The sequence below is a fragment of the Rhodohalobacter sp. 8-1 genome (assembly GCF_038150125.1).
Lineage (GTDB): Bacteria > Bacteroidota > Rhodothermia > Balneolales > Balneolaceae > SW132.
Genome location: NZ_JBBVMF010000001.1, coordinates 342551 through 359482 on the forward strand (window position 1 = coordinate 342551; position 16932 = coordinate 359482).

Genomic DNA, 16932 nt, shown 5'->3' on the forward strand with positions numbered 1-16932 from the left:
CTATGAGAACGTATATAAATCTTTATGCCGTCATTGTGCTCTTCGTAATGTTCGGGTGTGATGTATATGAGCAGGATGACTACCAGGAACTTGTTGTTTTAGAAGCTTATGCAATTGCGGGTCGTCCGCTGCCTGATGTTCGGCTATCCACTACAAGCCCCGCGACCGAGGAGTACAATTTCCGGGATGTTGCCCTTAACGATGCCATCGTTGTGATAGCGCAGTTTGACGGCACCGGGCAGACTGTCGCTGATTTCTCATACTCCCTACGATCGGATGGAGTTTACAGGGCCGATGATCGCTCCACGTTTGTTCAGCCCGGCACAAGGTACCAAATACAGGTGCAATTCGATTCCAGGCAGGAGCAGCTTAGCGCCGAAACCGTAGTGCCACAGCAGTTTGAGGTCCTAAGCGATGTTAACGAATCCTACGTCTATCAGTCAGAAAATCAGCTGGAAATCTTGCTCACGGCCACCGAGTCCAATGCAAATCAAAATGTGTACGTGTTCAATACAATAACACGCGAACCGGATATCGATAACCTGACACCGTTTTATCTCGATGCTGTTGTGAATGGTAACAGCGATATTGAGGAATTTTTAAACAACTCATCAGGCCTTATCAATGAAGGGAATTTTGAAATTAATGACGATCAAACCATACTTCTTCGGTTTCCCTGGATTGGAGTTGCCTTTTTTGGCGAAAATGCCGTTGTGATTAACTCTGCAGATCCGAATCTCGCGGATCTTGTCCGGTCTGAAGAGCTTCAGCTGGGAGGCTCTACCCTTCCGCCAGGAGAAATCCCTAACCTGATTTATGATGTGAAGGGTGGCATAGGAGTCTTTGGAAGTATTTCTACTGATACTCTAATCACAAAATTCACCAGGCCACAAACTCAGTAACTTGATCACAAGACAGATTTTTTTTCGTCATCCCGGACCCCGATCCGTGATCTTCTACCTCAGTGACAGATAAGTTGGTATTTTTGAGACTCATTGTCTGAACGTAGTTGGGAGATACCGCATCGAGTGCGGTATGACGTTTTCATCAGACTCGACATCTTTGCCGTCATCATATTCACTTTTCCTTTAAATAGGTTTTCTCGTGACCGTTTTTTTCGAGATATTTAAAGCTGTACCAAAATCACACACATGATCTCTTAACACAGATTTTATGATTATTCCTATCGCAAGTGACCATGCCGGTTTCGAGGCAAAAGAACTAACCAAAAAAATTCTTGAAGAAATGGGCCATATGCCTGTTGATTTCGGTACACACTCATCTGACTCAGTAGACTACCCGGATTATGCTATTCAGGTTGCTGACAAAGTGAATAAACAGGAACACGATCAGGGCATCCTTATTTGCGGAAGCGGTCAGGGCATGTGCATGACGGCAAATAAATATCCAAACGTCAGGGGAGCGCTCGTGTACGATAAGCATTCCGCAGTTCTCACCCGACAGCATAATAATGCGAATGTCCTCTGCCTTCCCGGCCGAAATCTGGACCGTGCGCAAATTGAAGAGATATTGAATGCCTGGTTCGAAACAGAATTTGAAGGCGGACGTCATAAACGGCGTGTCGATAAAATACGATCACTTACAGATAAAAAGCAGAACTAACTCCATGGACGAATTGAATCATAAAGATCCTGTGATTGCCGATCTTATCCGGCAGGAAACAGAGCGCCAAAATTATAATTTCGAGCTGATCGCTTCTGAAAATTTTGCTTCCAGGGCAACTATTGAGGCAATGGGCACACCCCTGACCAACAAATATGCTGAAGGATATCCCGGCAAGCGGTATTACGGTGGTTGTGAAGTAGTTGATAAAGTTGAAAACCTTGCCCGTGACCGTGCAAAAGAACTATTTAATGCTGATTGGGTGAATGTACAGCCACACTCCGGCGCATCGGCAAACGCCGCGGTTTACCTGGCGTTTATGAAACCGGGAGATACCCTTCTTGGGCTCGATCTATCACACGGCGGCCACCTTACACACGGTTCGCCGGTTAACTTTTCGGGCATTACCTATAACGCTGAGTTTTACGGGGTAGAAAAAGAGACAGGCAGAATCGATTTGGACAAAGTGCGCGACAAAGCCAAAGAGGTTAAGCCCAAAATGATTTCTATCGGTGCCAGCGCCTATCCCCGCGATTTTGATTATCAAGCCTTCAGGGATATAGCGGACGAGGTAGGTGCATTCTTGTGGATGGATATGGCGCATACAGCCGGACTAATTGCCGCGGGTGAACTCAATAATCCTATTCAGATTAGTGATGTAGTCACAACTACAACACACAAAACACTTCGCGGTCCGCGCGGAGGGATGATTCTTGTTGGACGGGATGGTGAAAATAAGCTCGGTGTAACTGCCCGGAAATCGGGACGTGTAAAAAACTGGAGTGAAGTTCTTGATTCAGCAGTTTTTCCGGGATCTCAGGGCGGTCCTCTGATGCACGTGATCGCCGCAAAAGCAGTGGCATTTGGTGAAGCATTGCGTCCGGAGTTTAAGGACTACCAGCGCCAGGTGAAACTGAATGCCTCAAAATTAGCCGATACGTTCACAAATAAAGGATACAATCTCGTAAGCGGTGGTACTGATAACCATCTTATACTGGTTGATCTCAGAAACAAAGGGTTGAACGGTAAAATTGCCGAGGAAGCACTCGATAAAGCGGGAATTACCGTAAATAAAAACATGGTCCCCTTCGACACTGAAAGCCCATTTGTCACCTCAGGTATCCGTATTGGCACCCCGGCTCTTACCACGCGTGGATTTCGGGAAGAGCAGTTTGTACGGGTAGCAGATCTCATTGATACTGTGTTGCAAAACCCTGCCGATGAACAGACTCAAATTTCCGTTAAAGCAAAAGTGAAAGATCTTTGCATTGAATATCCCCTTTACGATTTAAATAAGGTATAAATGATCGCAAATTTACCGCTGGCAGAGTATTTTTCAATTCGGTTTAAATTGTCCCATTGTAATATGAAGTATGATCTGCGATGAGTGATTACCCCGAAGAAAGCAATTCAAAACGCAAGATAATGGGATCGATTCTTCCAAGGGCGAAAAAACCAAAGATAGATCCTACTGCTTCCATGTCATTTCTGGATCACCTTGAGGAGCTTCGCTGGAGAATCATCAAAGGATTCATTGGCGTGGGCGTTGGCGTAATCATTGCCTTTATCTTCTCAGATTTTTTCATCCAGGAGTTCATACTCGGGCCAACCCGGGCCGATTTCTTCATGTATGAAATCATGCCGATTGATGCAGTAGAGCTCTCTCTAATTTCAAGGCGCCTGCCGGGCCAGTTCTTTACATACTGGGGGACCTTGATTATTATCGGCGTCATTATAGGCTCACCAGTTCTGTTCTACCAGCTTTGGTCTTTTGTTGAGCCTGCACTGGGATCGGGTCAAAAAATCACAACTATTTTAAATGCTCTTTTTATAAACTTTTTCTTTCTTCTGGGCGTGGCGTTCGGATATTTTATCCTGGTCCCCTTTGCCGTACAGTTTTTTACTCAGTTTGTTATTTCTGATGTCATCAGCAATGAGTTTGATATCAACGAATATTTTACCTCGGTTGCAATATGGACGCTCTCTTGCGGTCTTGTATTCCAGGTGCCCGTTGTGAGCTACTTCCTGTCAAAAGTCGGGCTTGTAACACCTGAAGGTATGCGCAAATACAGACGCCATGCTATTGTGGCATCACTTGCTATTGCCGCTTTTTTAACACCACCTGATCCAGTTTCGCAAATTATGATTGCCCTGCCGCTCATTGTACTCTACCAGTTTTCGATATTGTTGAGCAGATTTGCAAACCGGAAACGCAAGAAAGAAATCGATGCTGCGTTAGGAGAAAGTGATAACTAAAATCTTTAGGTCTATTATTTTATCCCGAGAAAATAAATCACGATCTTACGACTCTTGTCTGAGACGGTATTAACCGTCTATATTCAAAAAAAGAGACGTGTTACCCGAATTTGAATTAACCTTATACAGTTTTATTTCATGAAGATATCTTCAGTAATTACAATAACAGCCACTATCGTCATTCTTACTATAATGTCTGGCTGCACCACCGACTCGGGTTTTACCATCCAGGAACCAACATTCGAAAATGTCCCTCCCCCATTTGATATCAGCAACGTGGAAGAGGAACCGGTTGTGGACGGAATCACAAAATATACAGTTGAGGAAGGCTCCGGTGAAGATCAAGTGGTTATCCGCGACCAAATAGTGATGTTCCTAACGCTTCGCACTATAGACGGGACGATTATTTACAGTTCTTATCAGAACGATAATAGCGACCCGATTCAATCAACTATACAGAGTATAACGACACCACGCCCACCCAATATCGTGCGGAACTTTGCATTTGATCGCGCACGTACTGACGGACTCAGAAAAGGTCTTATCGGAATGCGTGAAGGTGAAAAGCGCGTCATTATTGTCCCTCCCGACCAAGGGTTTGCGCCTATTGGGGCAGGATCTGTCAACGACCCTTACCGCGAGGACACGCTACGGTATGACGTGGAACTCGAATTTATTTTTTAAGATCCTTCTCTGCGCCATAAACTACAATGTTTTGATCCCCGTTGGGTTGCCTTGTGTAAAGAATCTGTAAAAGCAACACATTTTGTCCTATCGACTGGCATAAATGTCTGATGTTATCTTTCTGTATGATACATCTGGCTCAATGAGACTGTTTGAATAGCTGTACACAGGATCATTTTTTGCCTCCAAAACATTCCTGCAGAAACATATTTTAATCTGATTTCCAGATTATAAAATTATGGCTAAAAATATTGGTCGAAGTTACAAACATAACACTACCTGCCCTCTTTGGTCAATCGCTTCCCTTTTCTATCGCGCCCTGGCGGGACTTGATATGGAGAGAAGATATTAATACCCTTCACAAAGTCTCAATAATTCGTGTAACTCCTTGCCATGCGGTCAGACAGGCCGGTTAAAATTTCGTGCACGTTGCTTCCGGCTTCCTCTGCCCATTTCGAAGCACTCCAGGCATCTCCACCCAAAAGGGTAACCTCCGTTTCAACGGGTATTTTTTTATTACCAAGATTTATCATGATGTAATCCATCGTTACATTCCCCACCACAGGATACATCGCACCGTTCACCGACACTTTTAATTTATTACTCAAAGAGCGCAGGATTCCGTCGCCGTATCCTACGGGAATAGTACCGATGAAGCAGTCGATTGGAGCCGTCCAGGTTGCATCATAACTCACGCTTTCACCTTTCGAAACTTTCTTTACCTGTACGACTTTTGACTTCCATGTCAGAACCGGCTCAAGCCAATCTGGCTGCACCCGTCCGGCTGCATATCCAAGTTGCGTCAGTCCGGTTCGAACCATGTCAAACTCTTCTAAATCGTAGTGAACTGCTCCGCCGGTATTGCAGATGTGTACCAGTGGTATTTCATCGAAGTGTTTAAGGACATCTCTGAACGCTTTTAGCTGCTTTTCAACCTCTTTTGATCCGGGATCATCCGCCATTGAATAATGCGAGTAAATTCCCGAACAGATAAGCCGTTGGTTTACAATAGCCATCTTCCGAACCTCAGGAGCCTTAGATGGAGAAAAACCAAGCCGATTCATGCCGGTGTCGAAATTCAGATGGTACTTTGTCCCATCCATAAGTATGGAAAAGTGTGCCAGATCGCTTATTGTTGCGGTAAGACCGTGCGTTTGGTAGGCTGCCGCTGTCCGGGCAGATGGCACCTCAAACACAAGAATTGGCTTTTTGATGCCGCCCATGCGCAGTTCAATAGCTTCATCAACAAAAGCAACCCCAAACCAGTCCACTTCCGGCTCAGCCTCCCTCGCAACACGCACTGCGCCATGACCATAACCATTGCATTTAACGACGGACAGAATTTTTTTAGCAGCCGTGCGCTTCTTTAATTCTCTGATATTTTTTGTGATTGTCTGTAGATCTATTTCGGCGTAAGAATTGGGGAAATGAAGTTTCAACGGCCGGCTCCAAAAAGTTTTTTGCGTTTATGTTTCTTTAGAATTATCTGGGCTGCATTATAACCGGCAGCGCCAAATACGCCACCGCCGGGGTGGCACGAAGCACTGCTTAGATACAGATTCTTAATCGGAGTTTCGTACTGGCTCAATTCCGGAGTTGGACGAAACATAAACATCTGGTCAAAATTCATTTCCACATGCATTACGTTTCCTCTTAACAGTCCATGTTTTCGCTCGATATCGAGCGGCGACTGAATATAGCGATCAATCAGCTTTCCTTTCATATTTGGCGCGTAATTTTCCACTACGCCATAAATTTTATCAGCTTCTCGTTCGCGGATATCATCCCAATGCAGTCCGTTGGCAAGCTCGTATGGATGCCACTGTGCCCAGGCAAACAGCGTATGATTTCCATCTTTGGCCACTTCTGGGTCAATTTTTGAAAACGTCATGGCAAGCACTGCCGGTTCTTCAGGTGGAAGTTTTTTATGATAGTCTCCTATTGCACGATTCATATAATCAACCGACGGTGCCAGGAGCTGCATGCCGTTGTGAACGTGCGGATCACCCGGGCATGCCGTGTAATCCGGAAGTTCTTCAACCGCACACCGGATCACCATCCCAAATCCATTTCCAACCTGAATATTTTTAACTTTGGTCAGCAACGAGTCATCCAGATGCTCCCGGCCAACAAGTTTCATCATAGTGGTTTGAACGTGGGCATTTGACACGATCAGATCGGCTTCAAAATACGATCCGTCTTCTGTTATAACTCCGCGGACTTTCCCGTCCTCAATCTCGATAGATTCTACAGGATGATCAGCTATCACTTCTCCCCCATTTTCCTCAATCAGTTTCTTCATCGCCTGCGTAAGCATACCGCTCCCCCCTTTTGGGTGCTTAGCACCGCTTTGATGCAGCATCGACTGCCATCCCACAAAATCTCCCGTTGCGCTCTGATCGGGAAGCGGCCCTGACTGTGCCGCAAACCAGGTAAGTGCTGCCTGCATGTGTGGATTATCGAAGGCATTTTTCACAACACTTCCATAACTCCCTAAAATCTTTTGCAGACCATCGATTTGTTCCCCTTTCTTGAACATTGAACCGTCTCGGAACTGCCCTTTCATCAATTCTGAGACAATATTCTTGCCGCTGGGTGGAACCATAAATGCTTTTAGTACGCCTTTGTTGATGCGCCCCCAGAACTCAACAAATTCACGATAGTTTTCTACATCTTCGGGAGCAACTTTTCGAATCGAATCCAGAGTGCGTTCCAGATCTTTATAAAAATGAATCACTCCTTTTCCGTCCGGCACAGGGTAGCTCATGATGGGATCCATCTCGATATATTCCAGCCCGTAGTTTGTGAGCCCAAGCTCTTCAATAATCCCGGTTTGATGGATCATGATATGGACAGAAGATCCCACATCCATCCTAAATCCATGGGGATTCTGCTCGCTTTTGAACATCGTTTCAGTACATACGGCACCTCCAATGGTATCCCGCCGTTCCAAAACGCATACGCTCATACCAGCTTTGGCAAGGTAGCAGGCTGTGATGAGTCCATTGTGGCCGGAACCGATAATTAGTGCATCATATTTTTTCATACTGCGTATAGCAATTTTATGAAGTGTAATCGTTCATTTCTTTTCTTAAGTTTCCAACGCGATATCTGACACAGCAATTCGGCTCAATTTCACAAAATAAAAAAGATACTACTACGAATATGCAATTTTTAAAGACCTTTTTAGCATCTATTCTAGGGACAATCACCGCCCTTGTCATTCTCTTACTTATTGGCTTCGGCATCGTGGTAAGCAGTTCCTCAGAACCGGAACCTTATGTTCGGTCAAACACAGTACTGTCTTTTAGTTTATCTGGAGATATTCCCGCTCGAACGCTAACAGATCCGTTTGAGGAACTGCTTAATCCTTCATTAGGAGCAAAACTATCGCTTCAATCTTTGAAAGGAAATCTGAGTAAAGCGGCAGCCGATGAAAATATTGAAGGAGTTTGGGTTAAAACGAATTTCGTCTCTGCCTCATGGGCGAATCTTGAAAGTGCTTATTCCTACTTCGAAGATTACAAGGAGAGCGGCAAGTTTCTTTACTTCAGTACAGACGACATCGGCATGAATGAAAAATCTTATTTCCTGGCTTCTCTTGCAGATTCCGTTTTTTCACCGCCTGAAACCAATTTTGAGTTCGATGGCTTTGTCACCCAGATCACATTTTACAATGAAATGCTCGATCGGATTGGGATTGAGCCAGAAATCTTCCGAGTGGGTGAATATAAATCAGCTGTTGAGCCATTCACGCAAATGGAAAGCTCAGATGAGAGTGAAGAGCAGCTGCGCGCCATTTTAAATGCGGCATCAACACGATTTGTGGAAGCCATAGAAAAAAGAACAGGTAAATCTGCTGGTGAGATCAATGAGATGCTAAGCTCAGCCCCCATCGGCCGCCTTGAATTTGCGCTCGAAAATGGACTGATCGATGCTTTTGCCTATCATGATGAAGTTGAAGCCATAATTAAGGAACGTGTTGGCGTCGAGGAAGATGATGACCTGGAAACGATCAGTTTTGGCCGGTATTCAAGGGTCAGTCAGAGCAATGCCGGTATGGATGTGCCTGAAACGAGCGATAAAATTGCTGTCATTTATGCCTCAGGAGCTATCATGCCGGACCTCGGAAGTTCGCCGTTCATGTCTGAAACGGGAATTACTGCAGAATCTGTGCGAAAGCAGCTCGAGTCTGTTTTAGAAGACGACGATGTAAAAGCAATTGTTTTTCACGTTAATAGCGGGGGCGGAGCAGCCACAACTTCCGACCTGATCTGGCACGACATTCGCCGTGCATCCGAGAAAAAACCGGTCATCGCGTCGATGGGTTCCGTTGCAGCATCGGGCGGATACTACATAGCAGCCGGGGCTGACACCATCGTTGCCGGCGAAAATACAATCACAGGCTCCATTGGTATCTTCAACCTGTTATTTAATTCCCAGGAGCTATTCAATGAAAATCTCGGGATCGCGTTTGAAACATTTGAAACACACGAATATGCCGATTTGTTTGACTTGACACGTCCCTTCACAAGTTCTGAAGAACGAGTGATTCAGCAGAATGTGGAGCGCGGATACGAAACGTTTGTCAGCAAAATGGCAGAGTCACGCGGCATGACCTACGATGAGATCGACGAAGTAGCGCGCGGCCGTGTATGGACCGGTGTTGATGCGCACGAACGCGGCCTTGTGGATGTACTTGGCGGTATTGATCGCGCCATTGAAATTGCCGCTGAAAAAGCCGGCATTGACGCATATATACTCGATAATTATCCCAAACAGAAAGATCTCTACCAGCAGTTGTTTGCTTCCGGTAATGCTCAGCTTCACATGTTTATGATGAACCTGCTTCCCGAGCCTCTCAAGCGTGAGGAAACTCAAGATCTGATGATGCTGATGAATCAGCCCAAAGGAAGTAACTGGGCGATTCTACCCTTTCGAATTGATGTGAATTGAGTTTGGGTCTGAATTTGGTCATCCCGGTCCTGAACCGGGATCTCCTATTCTTGATCGAATGCAAATCACTACCAATGACAGTTTGTAAAAAGTGTTGCTTTAGGCTTTAGATAACGATGTTATTTTTTTGAGCACAAATCTAAACATTTGAACATTTATAAACGGTTTCGCGCCTGTGCGAAACAAAAAGCCCCGACAGGAGCGACAGCTCAGTAGCCCCGCACAAGCGCCGTGTTGTTTTGGCGCGCAGTGCGGGGTAAGAGAAGGTAGACGTTCCAAGCACCCCGAGGCAGTTGATTTCGCAGAAGAAACCAATCCAGTCGAAGGGGGATCAGATGATCTAATCCGTGGATTTATCATGGCCTGAGTATGTGCGTTTTGAGCGTTAAGTCTACCCGGAAGATCGCATACTATCCCTGAATTAGGGTACGTATGCTGTCACTTTTCAAATGGTGTCGCCCGTTTTTGGGCAAAATTAGTTGCTATAAGCGGCTGGTTACTTATCATAAGGCTGGTTACTTATCATAAGAATGATGGGAGATCGCGGATTTACCAAATGGATCCCTTGGTAAAAGTCCGCGATGACTTTGAAAAACTGCAAATATTCAAATAGTATTCTAAGTCAATCTAACAGTTCATACAGCTGACGGCATCCGCTTTAAATTTCCGGATGTCATCGGCTCTTTTTTTATATATTAATGACAGAGGTCCCAAAGACAAATCCATATATATAAACCATGAGGCTAGGCAGATTTACCATAGAGCAGCTAAGTGAAGGTTTTTTTGAACTCTTCAAAGATGGCACATTTGCTAAGATGGATCCCAACCGCCTGAATAACCCGGGAGACGATCCCACACTGGGCAGATTCTCTTCGGCAATCGGTATCGATCCCCTGTTGATATCAGAAGGCGATAATCATACCATTGTGGATACAGGACTTGGCTGGGGCTTAGATCACAAAAGCAGCTACGCCGAGAGCTCCAATATTATAACCAATCTCGGCATTTTCGGAATTCAGCCGAAGGATATTGATTTAGTCATTTTAACACATCTCCATTTCGACCATTCCGCCGGCTGTACCCGGGTGTCGGACCAATTCACCACAGAGGCGACGTTTCCCAATGCACGTTATTTATTACAGAAATCAGAATGGGATTTCGCGCTTTCTGAACAGCAATCGAAACAAGAGGCACCGGGAGCCGATTACCGGCTGGATGAACTTTATCGTCTGAAAGCTGACAACCGATTTGAGATGATCGAAGGAAACCATTCCCCCACGGAATCCATCAAACTTATACATAGCGGCGGTCACACACCAGGCCACCAGGTGGTTAAAATAGAGGATGGTGAGCATATCGCATATTTTCTGGGGGACCTTATTCCCACAGAATATCATCTTAACCATTACTCTATGAAGCGGATCGACCACTCTCCTCTCACGGCGAAAAAGGCCAAAACACTGATATTGAAAGAAGCCTTTAAAGAAAATGCACAACTCTTTTTCTATCACTCGCTTTTCAACAAATCGGGCCGGCTGGCCAAAGATCTGCACCGGAATTATATTTTACAGGAGACGCGTTCCTAAAACTTTAAGAAAATATCATCATTGTAATTGCAACAGATCAACTAACGGACAGCATTGAGCACATCCAGTTCTGCCACATCTGATTCTCTACCTTTTTTGCCAGCAAAGGAATCACGGCTGTTTATCACTATTTTTGACTGGTATTGCCGATGGCTATTCTGGCGCCGCTTTGATTCAATCACGATTCAATGCAACTATCAACCTGCAGACGGGCAAAAAACCATCTACTATCTTAACCATAACTCCTGGTGGGACGGACTGATTCCGTTCCTGCTCAACCAAAAGTTATTCCATCAAAATGCCCGCGGGATGATGGAAGACAAACAGCTCAATCGCTATACTTTTTTCAGGCGGCTGGGAGTATTCTCAATTGACCTCAGCTCCGCGCGCTCATCGATGCAGTCGCTCCGCTATGCCATCCGATCGATGGACAGGCCAAATGCAGCGCTTTATATCTATCCACAGGGAGAAATTAAACCGTTTACCACAGAAGACTTAGAATTCAAAAAAGGGATTGGGTGGCTTGCAAAAAAAATACCAGCCACGGATCTGGTCCCGGTTGGAATCTATATCCACACTCAGGAGAGCGACAAACCCAGGCTCCAAATAACTGTTGGCCGTAAGGTGTCTGTAAATCGTCAAAAACCGGCAGACGACATAAATCATTTACTTGAAAAAGAGCTGTCGAATCTGCTTGAGAAGATGGTTGATAAATGAATTTCAGATCATGAACACCACCTATCTTAACTTAGCTTTCGTTAATAATTAAACCAGGCTGAAACCGTCATTCATCTAATTCACTTTTTGCGAATTGATATACTTATCGATTAATTAAGATGAGCTTTTCAAACCAACATAGCTTATGAACGATTTAAGAATACCCTACCAAACCATGATCGATACTTTCAGGGAAATCCTCCTGGAATATGCTTTCACCGAAGAACGTGCAGAGCTTTGCGCAATTCTATTTGCCAAAGCCAGTCTGGACGGAGTGGCCTCGCACGGGCTGAACCGGTTTCCGTTTTTTCTGAAAAATATACAGGAAGGCTATATCGATGTGAAAGCCAAACCCAAACGTACGGACTCCTTTGGACCATTTGAACGCTGGGATGGCAACCTCGGGCCGGGAAATCTGAATGCACATCACTGCATGAACCGCGCGATTATACTGTCTAAAGAACATGGTATAGGGTGTCTCGCCCTGAAAAATACCAACCACTGGATGCGTGGCGGCAACTATGGATGGCAGGCAGCAGATGATGGCTGTATCGGACTTTGCTTCACAAATACAAAACCAAATATGCCTGCATGGGGCGGCAGCGAACCCGTACTCGGCAACAACCCAGTGGTGATTGCTGTGCCACGCGCAAACGGCCACGTGGTCATTGATATGGCGCTGGCGCAGTATTCCTATGGCAAAATGCATTCCTATAAAAATCGCGGTGACCAGCTTCCCTATGAAGGCGGGTTTGATGAGAATGGCAACCTCACGAAAGACCCGGAAAAAATTATTGACAAAGAATTGGCACTTACGATCGGGCTCTGGAAAGGAGCCGGATTATCACTTGTGCTGGATATGATTGCTTCCGTCCTATCAGGCGGAAATGCCGCCCATGATATTGGTGAGATGGAAGAAGAGCGCGCCATCTCGCAGCTGTTTCTCTGCTTCTATCCGCCAACGCTTGGTACCTCTCCCATGCCGGATGAAAAACTTGACGCAATCATTGATAACCTAAAATCCTCAGCAACGTTTGGGGATTCTGAGGTACGATATCCCGGCGAAGCCACCCTGGCCCGCCGCCGGGAAAACCTTGAACACGGCGTTCCTGTTGATAAAGATACCTGGGAACACGTTCTTACTCTCGGGCCAAAGCTTAATTCATAATAAGTCGATATCATGAAAAACTTTCCTGATTCAGTCGTGCGCTGGGGCATCCTCGGTGCAGGAGATGTCTGCGAAATGAAAAGCGCACCAGCTATGGATAAAATCGAGCGTTCATCGCTGGTTGCCGTTATGCGACGATCCGAGGATAAAGCCAAGGATTATGCCGAGCGCCACCAGGTCCCAAAGTGGTTTGATGATTCTGACAAGCTGCTGAATGATCCTGACGTCAATGCAATTTACATTGCCACTCCGCCCGATGCCCACGAACATCTTACAAGAAAAGCCTTTGCCGCTGGTAAACCGGTATATGTGGAAAAACCGATGGCCCGTACATTCCTGGAATGCCGTTCGATGCTTGAGGCATCTTTAAGGGCTGACCTTCCGCTATATGTGGCATATTATCGGCGGGCACTTCCCAATTTTCTAAAAATTAAAGAACTTGTCGACAGCAGCGTGATCGGCGAGGTGCGCCTGGTTGATATTCAGCTCCACAAACCTGCAAACCCGGATATTGTCGCCACAACTAACGATAACTGGCGGGTGAAACCGGAAATTTCCGGAGGTGGTTTATTTTATGATCTCGCATCTCATCAGCTTGATTTTCTTGACTTTCTACTAGGCCCCATCGAAACTGCAACTGGATTTGCCGGGAACCAGGCCGGGTTATACGAAGCCAATGATATCGTGACCGGAAGCTTTCGTTTTAAGAGTGGGGTGATGGGCTCCGGAAGCTGGTGCTTTACGGCAGGAGATATCTCCAACATCGACCATACAACTATTATGGGGAGCAAAGGTCAAATCACTTATCCCACATTTGATGGATCTCACGTCATATTGGAAACCGGTCAAAATGGACGGAAAAGATTCGATTTTGAGCTTCCCGGACATATTCAGCAGCCTCTGATTCAATCCGTTGTAAATGATCTGCTTGGAACTGGTAAATGCCCCAGTACAGGCATTTCCGGGGCCCGAACAAACTTGGTGATGGAGCAGATTTGCTACCAATAGAATCAGTAATAAACTACCTCGGGGCAGAGCCCACGAGGCATCAACTTAGAACCTATAACTTTAGGTCCAATAATGAGTTTATTCTGGAGTGTCCCCCTTCGAAGGGGGCAATGGGGGATGATCAGTTAAGTTTCTGAATCAAGTTCAGGACTTCTCTAAACTCAGAAGTCATCCCCCATCCCCCTTCAAAGGGGGACTTTTATCCTTTCCGACCCAGAGGGTCGGGGAATTAAACCACTTTAGATTAATGAATTGAATCAAGTATTCTTAATACAAACTTATTGAAAAATTCCTGATGACAGATTTCATGATCCATTGTTTTAAGATATTATGCGTACTTCTCTTTTCAGGAAGCTTACCTCTCACTGCCAATGCCCAGCAGTATACTATCACCGTATCCGCAGGCGGGTTTGACCGGATTGAAACAGTTGTCTCTTTTACTTTTCCTGATGACATTGAGCAAGGAGTTTATCAACTAACAGCTCCGTCTGGAAAACCTACGCCCCTTCAGGTTGATGGAAACACCAACGGCTGGTTTATCCTGGATTCATTGTCTGCCGGCAGCCACCGCACTTATACACTTACTACAAAATTTATGGACAATCAGTATGAGTACGTTCAGTATTCCATTGACGAAATTTCGATCGCGTTTCAAACGGGAAATAAAAATGTGCTAAGCTATTTTTACCGGGACAATAGTCCGCCTGAATCACTGGATAACCGGTACAAGCGCGGCGGGTACATCCATCCTGTTTATTCGCCAGGTGGTGTTGAGCTGACCAGTCATCTGAACGTGGACCATCATCCGCATCACCTGGGAATCTGGTCGGCATGGACAAACACGGAATTCCAGGGACGGACACCCGACTTCTGGAATTTTCATAACAACACCGGGAATGTGCGGGCTGCCGGTTCACTTGGTGATAAATGGGATGGCCCGGTTCACGCCGGATTTAAAAGTCATCATCAGTTTATCGATCATTCTGCCCCGGATGATAATCCTGTCGTAGCCCTCAATGAGGAGTGGGAACTGAGAGTATATCCTGAAATAAAAAGTGGTGATTATTTAATGTTTGATCTGGCCATCACTCAGACAGCGAATACCGGCAAACCGCTTCATCTTCCTGAATATCACTATGGCGGACTCGGTGTACGTGGGCATGCTGACTGGGATGATCCGGAGAAGGTGACTTTTTTGACCTCAACCGGTTCTGGCCGGGAAGGCAACGCCACCCGCGTACGCTGGAGCCACGTTGGCGGAATTGTTGACGGTCAGATTGCGGGGCTCACCATGATGGGCCACCCGGAAAATTTCAGACATCCCCAAACGATCCGAATCCACCCGGATATCCCCTACTATAACTTTGCTCCTACTCAGCTTGGGGAGATGTCTATCAAGCCGGGATCTCCTTACATTACACGCTATCGATTCGTAACATATGATGGCGAGCCGGATGCAGATGAACTTGATGGCTTGTGGAACGATTATTCATATCCTCCCGGTGTCACGGTTCAAAAAAATCTGCCCTAATCCAAAGTGGGCGTTCGGCGAGAGGGTTGTTTATCGAATGTTGAAAAATCTGATAAACATTCCCTTCCGTACTCTTAACTAAGTGGGGCTTTTACACTCATAAGTTTATTTCAGTTCATAACAATCAAATAGAAACCAAAAAAACATGACGTCTCAAAAATTTAGAATAGGTATTGTTGGATGCGGAAATATTTCGGATATGCATGCGCAGGCTATTATCAATTCTGAACGCGGAGAGCTTTTCTCAGCCCACAGCCGAACAGAATCGAGGCTGGAAGCCTTTTGTGACACCTATGATATTTCTGGTTCAACCTCTTATGATGAATTCCTTGAAAATCCTGAGCTGGAAGCCGTCTCCATCTGCACACCGAGCGGCACCCATCTCGATTACGGCATACTGGCAGCGGAAGCGGGAAAACATGTGATTGTGGAAAAACCTATCGAGGTGACCGTAGAGCGCGGCCGGGCCCTCATCAACAGCTGCAAAGAGAATGGTGTGCAGCTGGCGGTCATCTATCAGAACCGGTTTATCGATGATGTTCAGAAAATGAAACAGATGATTGATGCCGGCGAGATTGGGGAAACGATTCTAGCCAGTGCATCTGTACGCTGGTTTCGCAGCCAGGAATACTACAGCGAATCCTTCTGGCGCGGCACGTTTGAGCTTGATGGCGGCGGGGTTGTCATTAATCAGTCCATCCACACCATTGATCTGCTCCAGTGGTTTATTGGCGATGTTGAATCTGTTTCGGGTCTGACCGGTACATTTACCCACAACGGGATTGAGGCAGAAGATACGGCCGTAGCCAGCCTGCGGTTTAAGAACGGGGCGATTGGCGTGTTCGAGGGATCAACCTCAATTGTTCCTGCCCAGAAAAGACGCATCGAGGTAAACGGCGCTACTGGAACAGCCCTCCTCGAAGGTGACCGGTTTCAGAAAAAACCTGAGGCAGATCAACCAGAGGAACCCGAAGATAGCGGAGAAGCGGCCGGAGCTGCGAGTCCATTAGGCGGCATGGAGGTGTTGAATCACCAGCGCCAGTTTGAGCAGATTTTTGAAGCTTTTGCCGAAAATAGAGTTCCCGTAGTATCAGGAGATGAGAGCCTTAAATCTCTTGCGATTGTTGAGGCGCTTTACACCTCAGCAGAAGAAAAACGAGTGGTGTTTATTGATGAGATCTTGTAAGTCAATCCTAATTATACAATAGATCTATCTGCAGAAATTCTAAACGTATAAAATTCACGCTAACCTTATCTGTTTTCTTTGATTTCTTAGGGGCTAAATTTCATGTTTTAAATTCTCTACTCTTTCGTTTGGCGAAAACAGTTAAACCATTCAACAGTTAAACGATTTAACTTTTTGCCAGGGACTTTAATCCACTTTTTTGATCTGATCTTATCAT

Annotated in this window: 14 protein-coding genes; 12 read left to right on the forward strand and 2 right to left on the reverse strand. The window is 45.7% G+C overall.

Annotated features, from left to right (window positions below; translation table 11 throughout):
• Window positions 1-2 precede the first annotated feature (2 nt).
• The 5 genes from AABW11_RS01485 to AABW11_RS01505 all read left to right on the forward strand — a co-directional run bounded on the left by AABW11_RS01485 (window position 3) and on the right by AABW11_RS01505 (window position 4563).
• Window positions 3-902 carry a DUF4249 family protein gene (locus AABW11_RS01485; RefSeq protein WP_340102726.1) on the forward strand — a complete coding sequence of 300 codons (900 nt, stop codon included), beginning with the start codon at window positions 3-5 and terminating at the stop codon, window positions 900-902.
• A gap of 271 nt (window positions 903-1173) precedes the next feature.
• Complete coding sequence (gene rpiB, locus AABW11_RS01490) at window positions 1174-1623, forward strand: ribose 5-phosphate isomerase B (protein WP_340102727.1); 450 nt, start codon at window positions 1174-1176, stop codon at window positions 1621-1623.
• A 4-nt stretch (window positions 1624-1627) separates the two neighbouring features.
• A complete protein-coding gene (gene glyA, locus AABW11_RS01495; RefSeq protein WP_340102728.1) occupies window positions 1628-2926 on the forward strand; it encodes a serine hydroxymethyltransferase in 1299 nt (432 codons plus the stop codon).
• 80 nt (window positions 2927-3006) lie between these two features.
• A complete protein-coding gene (gene tatC, locus AABW11_RS01500; protein WP_340102729.1) occupies window positions 3007-3879 on the forward strand; it encodes a twin-arginine translocase subunit TatC in 873 nt (290 codons plus the stop codon).
• Window positions 3880-4017: 138 nt separating this feature from the next.
• Window positions 4018-4563 carry an FKBP-type peptidyl-prolyl cis-trans isomerase gene (locus AABW11_RS01505; protein WP_340102730.1) on the forward strand — a complete coding sequence of 182 codons (546 nt, stop codon included), beginning with the start codon at window positions 4018-4020 and terminating at the stop codon, window positions 4561-4563.
• Window positions 4564-4931: 368 nt separating this feature from the next.
• Here AABW11_RS01505 and alr read toward each other — a convergent pair whose 3' ends face one another.
• On the reverse strand, window positions 4932-6002 hold the full coding sequence (gene alr, locus AABW11_RS01510) for an alanine racemase (protein WP_340102731.1): 1071 nt from the start codon (window positions 6000-6002) through the stop codon (window positions 4932-4934).
• Window positions 5999-7609, reverse strand: a complete 1611-nt coding sequence (locus AABW11_RS01515; RefSeq protein ID WP_340102732.1) for a phytoene desaturase family protein — start codon at window positions 7607-7609, stop codon at window positions 5999-6001. Before AABW11_RS01515 ends, alr begins: the two co-directional genes overlap by 4 nt.
• Before the next feature lie 119 nt (window positions 7610-7728).
• Between AABW11_RS01515 and sppA the strand changes: the two genes are divergently transcribed.
• The 7 genes from sppA (at window position 7729) to AABW11_RS01550 (ending at window position 16715) form a co-directional block, all read left to right on the forward strand.
• Window positions 7729-9519 (forward strand): signal peptide peptidase SppA, encoded by a 1791-nt coding sequence (sppA, locus tag AABW11_RS01520; protein ID WP_340102733.1) that lies wholly within the window; start codon window positions 7729-7731, stop codon window positions 9517-9519.
• A gap of 737 nt (window positions 9520-10256) precedes the next feature.
• On the forward strand, window positions 10257-11105 hold the full coding sequence (locus AABW11_RS01525; protein ID WP_340102734.1) for an MBL fold metallo-hydrolase: 849 nt from the start codon (window positions 10257-10259) through the stop codon (window positions 11103-11105).
• A gap of 96 nt (window positions 11106-11201) precedes the next feature.
• Window positions 11202-11822, forward strand: a complete 621-nt coding sequence (locus tag AABW11_RS01530; protein WP_340102735.1) for a lysophospholipid acyltransferase family protein — start codon at window positions 11202-11204, stop codon at window positions 11820-11822.
• A gap of 145 nt (window positions 11823-11967) precedes the next feature.
• Window positions 11968-12990 (forward strand): 3-dehydro-L-gulonate 2-dehydrogenase, encoded by a 1023-nt coding sequence (gene yiaK, locus AABW11_RS01535; protein ID WP_340102736.1) that lies wholly within the window; start codon window positions 11968-11970, stop codon window positions 12988-12990.
• Window positions 12991-13002: 12 nt separating this feature from the next.
• Window positions 13003-13998 carry a Gfo/Idh/MocA family protein gene (locus tag AABW11_RS01540; protein ID WP_340102737.1) on the forward strand — a complete coding sequence of 332 codons (996 nt, stop codon included), beginning with the start codon at window positions 13003-13005 and terminating at the stop codon, window positions 13996-13998.
• Window positions 13999-14293: 295 nt separating this feature from the next.
• Window positions 14294-15529, forward strand: coding sequence for a DUF6807 domain-containing protein (locus AABW11_RS01545; protein WP_340102738.1), 1236 nt, complete (start codon window positions 14294-14296; stop codon window positions 15527-15529).
• A 145-nt stretch (window positions 15530-15674) separates the two neighbouring features.
• Window positions 15675-16715 (forward strand): Gfo/Idh/MocA family protein, encoded by a 1041-nt coding sequence (locus AABW11_RS01550; protein ID WP_340102739.1) that lies wholly within the window; start codon window positions 15675-15677, stop codon window positions 16713-16715.
• Window positions 16716-16932 lie beyond the last annotated feature (217 nt).

Excerpts from the sequence above, each read along its gene's own strand:
- AABW11_RS01485 (WP_340102726.1), top strand. The coding sequence starts at position 3 with ATGAGAACGTATATAAATCTTTATGCCGTCATTGTGCTCTTCGTAATG.
- rpiB (WP_340102727.1), top strand. The coding sequence starts at position 1,174 with ATGATTATTCCTATCGCAAGTGACCATGCCGGTTTCGAGGCAAAAGAA.
- glyA (WP_340102728.1), top strand. The coding sequence starts at position 1,628 with ATGGACGAATTGAATCATAAAGATCCTGTGATTGCCGATCTTATCCGG.
- tatC (WP_340102729.1), top strand. The coding sequence starts at position 3,007 with ATGAGTGATTACCCCGAAGAAAGCAATTCAAAACGCAAGATAATGGGA.
- AABW11_RS01505 (WP_340102730.1), top strand. The coding sequence starts at position 4,018 with ATGAAGATATCTTCAGTAATTACAATAACAGCCACTATCGTCATTCTT.
- AABW11_RS01515 (WP_340102732.1), bottom strand. The coding sequence starts at position 7,609 with ATGAAAAAATATGATGCACTAATTATCGGTTCCGGCCACAATGGACTC.
- sppA (WP_340102733.1), top strand. The coding sequence starts at position 7,729 with ATGCAATTTTTAAAGACCTTTTTAGCATCTATTCTAGGGACAATCACC.
- AABW11_RS01525 (WP_340102734.1), top strand. The coding sequence starts at position 10,257 with ATGAGGCTAGGCAGATTTACCATAGAGCAGCTAAGTGAAGGTTTTTTT.
- yiaK (WP_340102736.1), top strand. The coding sequence starts at position 11,968 with ATGAACGATTTAAGAATACCCTACCAAACCATGATCGATACTTTCAGG.
- AABW11_RS01540 (WP_340102737.1), top strand. The coding sequence starts at position 13,003 with ATGAAAAACTTTCCTGATTCAGTCGTGCGCTGGGGCATCCTCGGTGCA.
- AABW11_RS01545 (WP_340102738.1), top strand. The coding sequence starts at position 14,294 with ATGACAGATTTCATGATCCATTGTTTTAAGATATTATGCGTACTTCTC.
- AABW11_RS01550 (WP_340102739.1), top strand. The coding sequence starts at position 15,675 with ATGACGTCTCAAAAATTTAGAATAGGTATTGTTGGATGCGGAAATATT.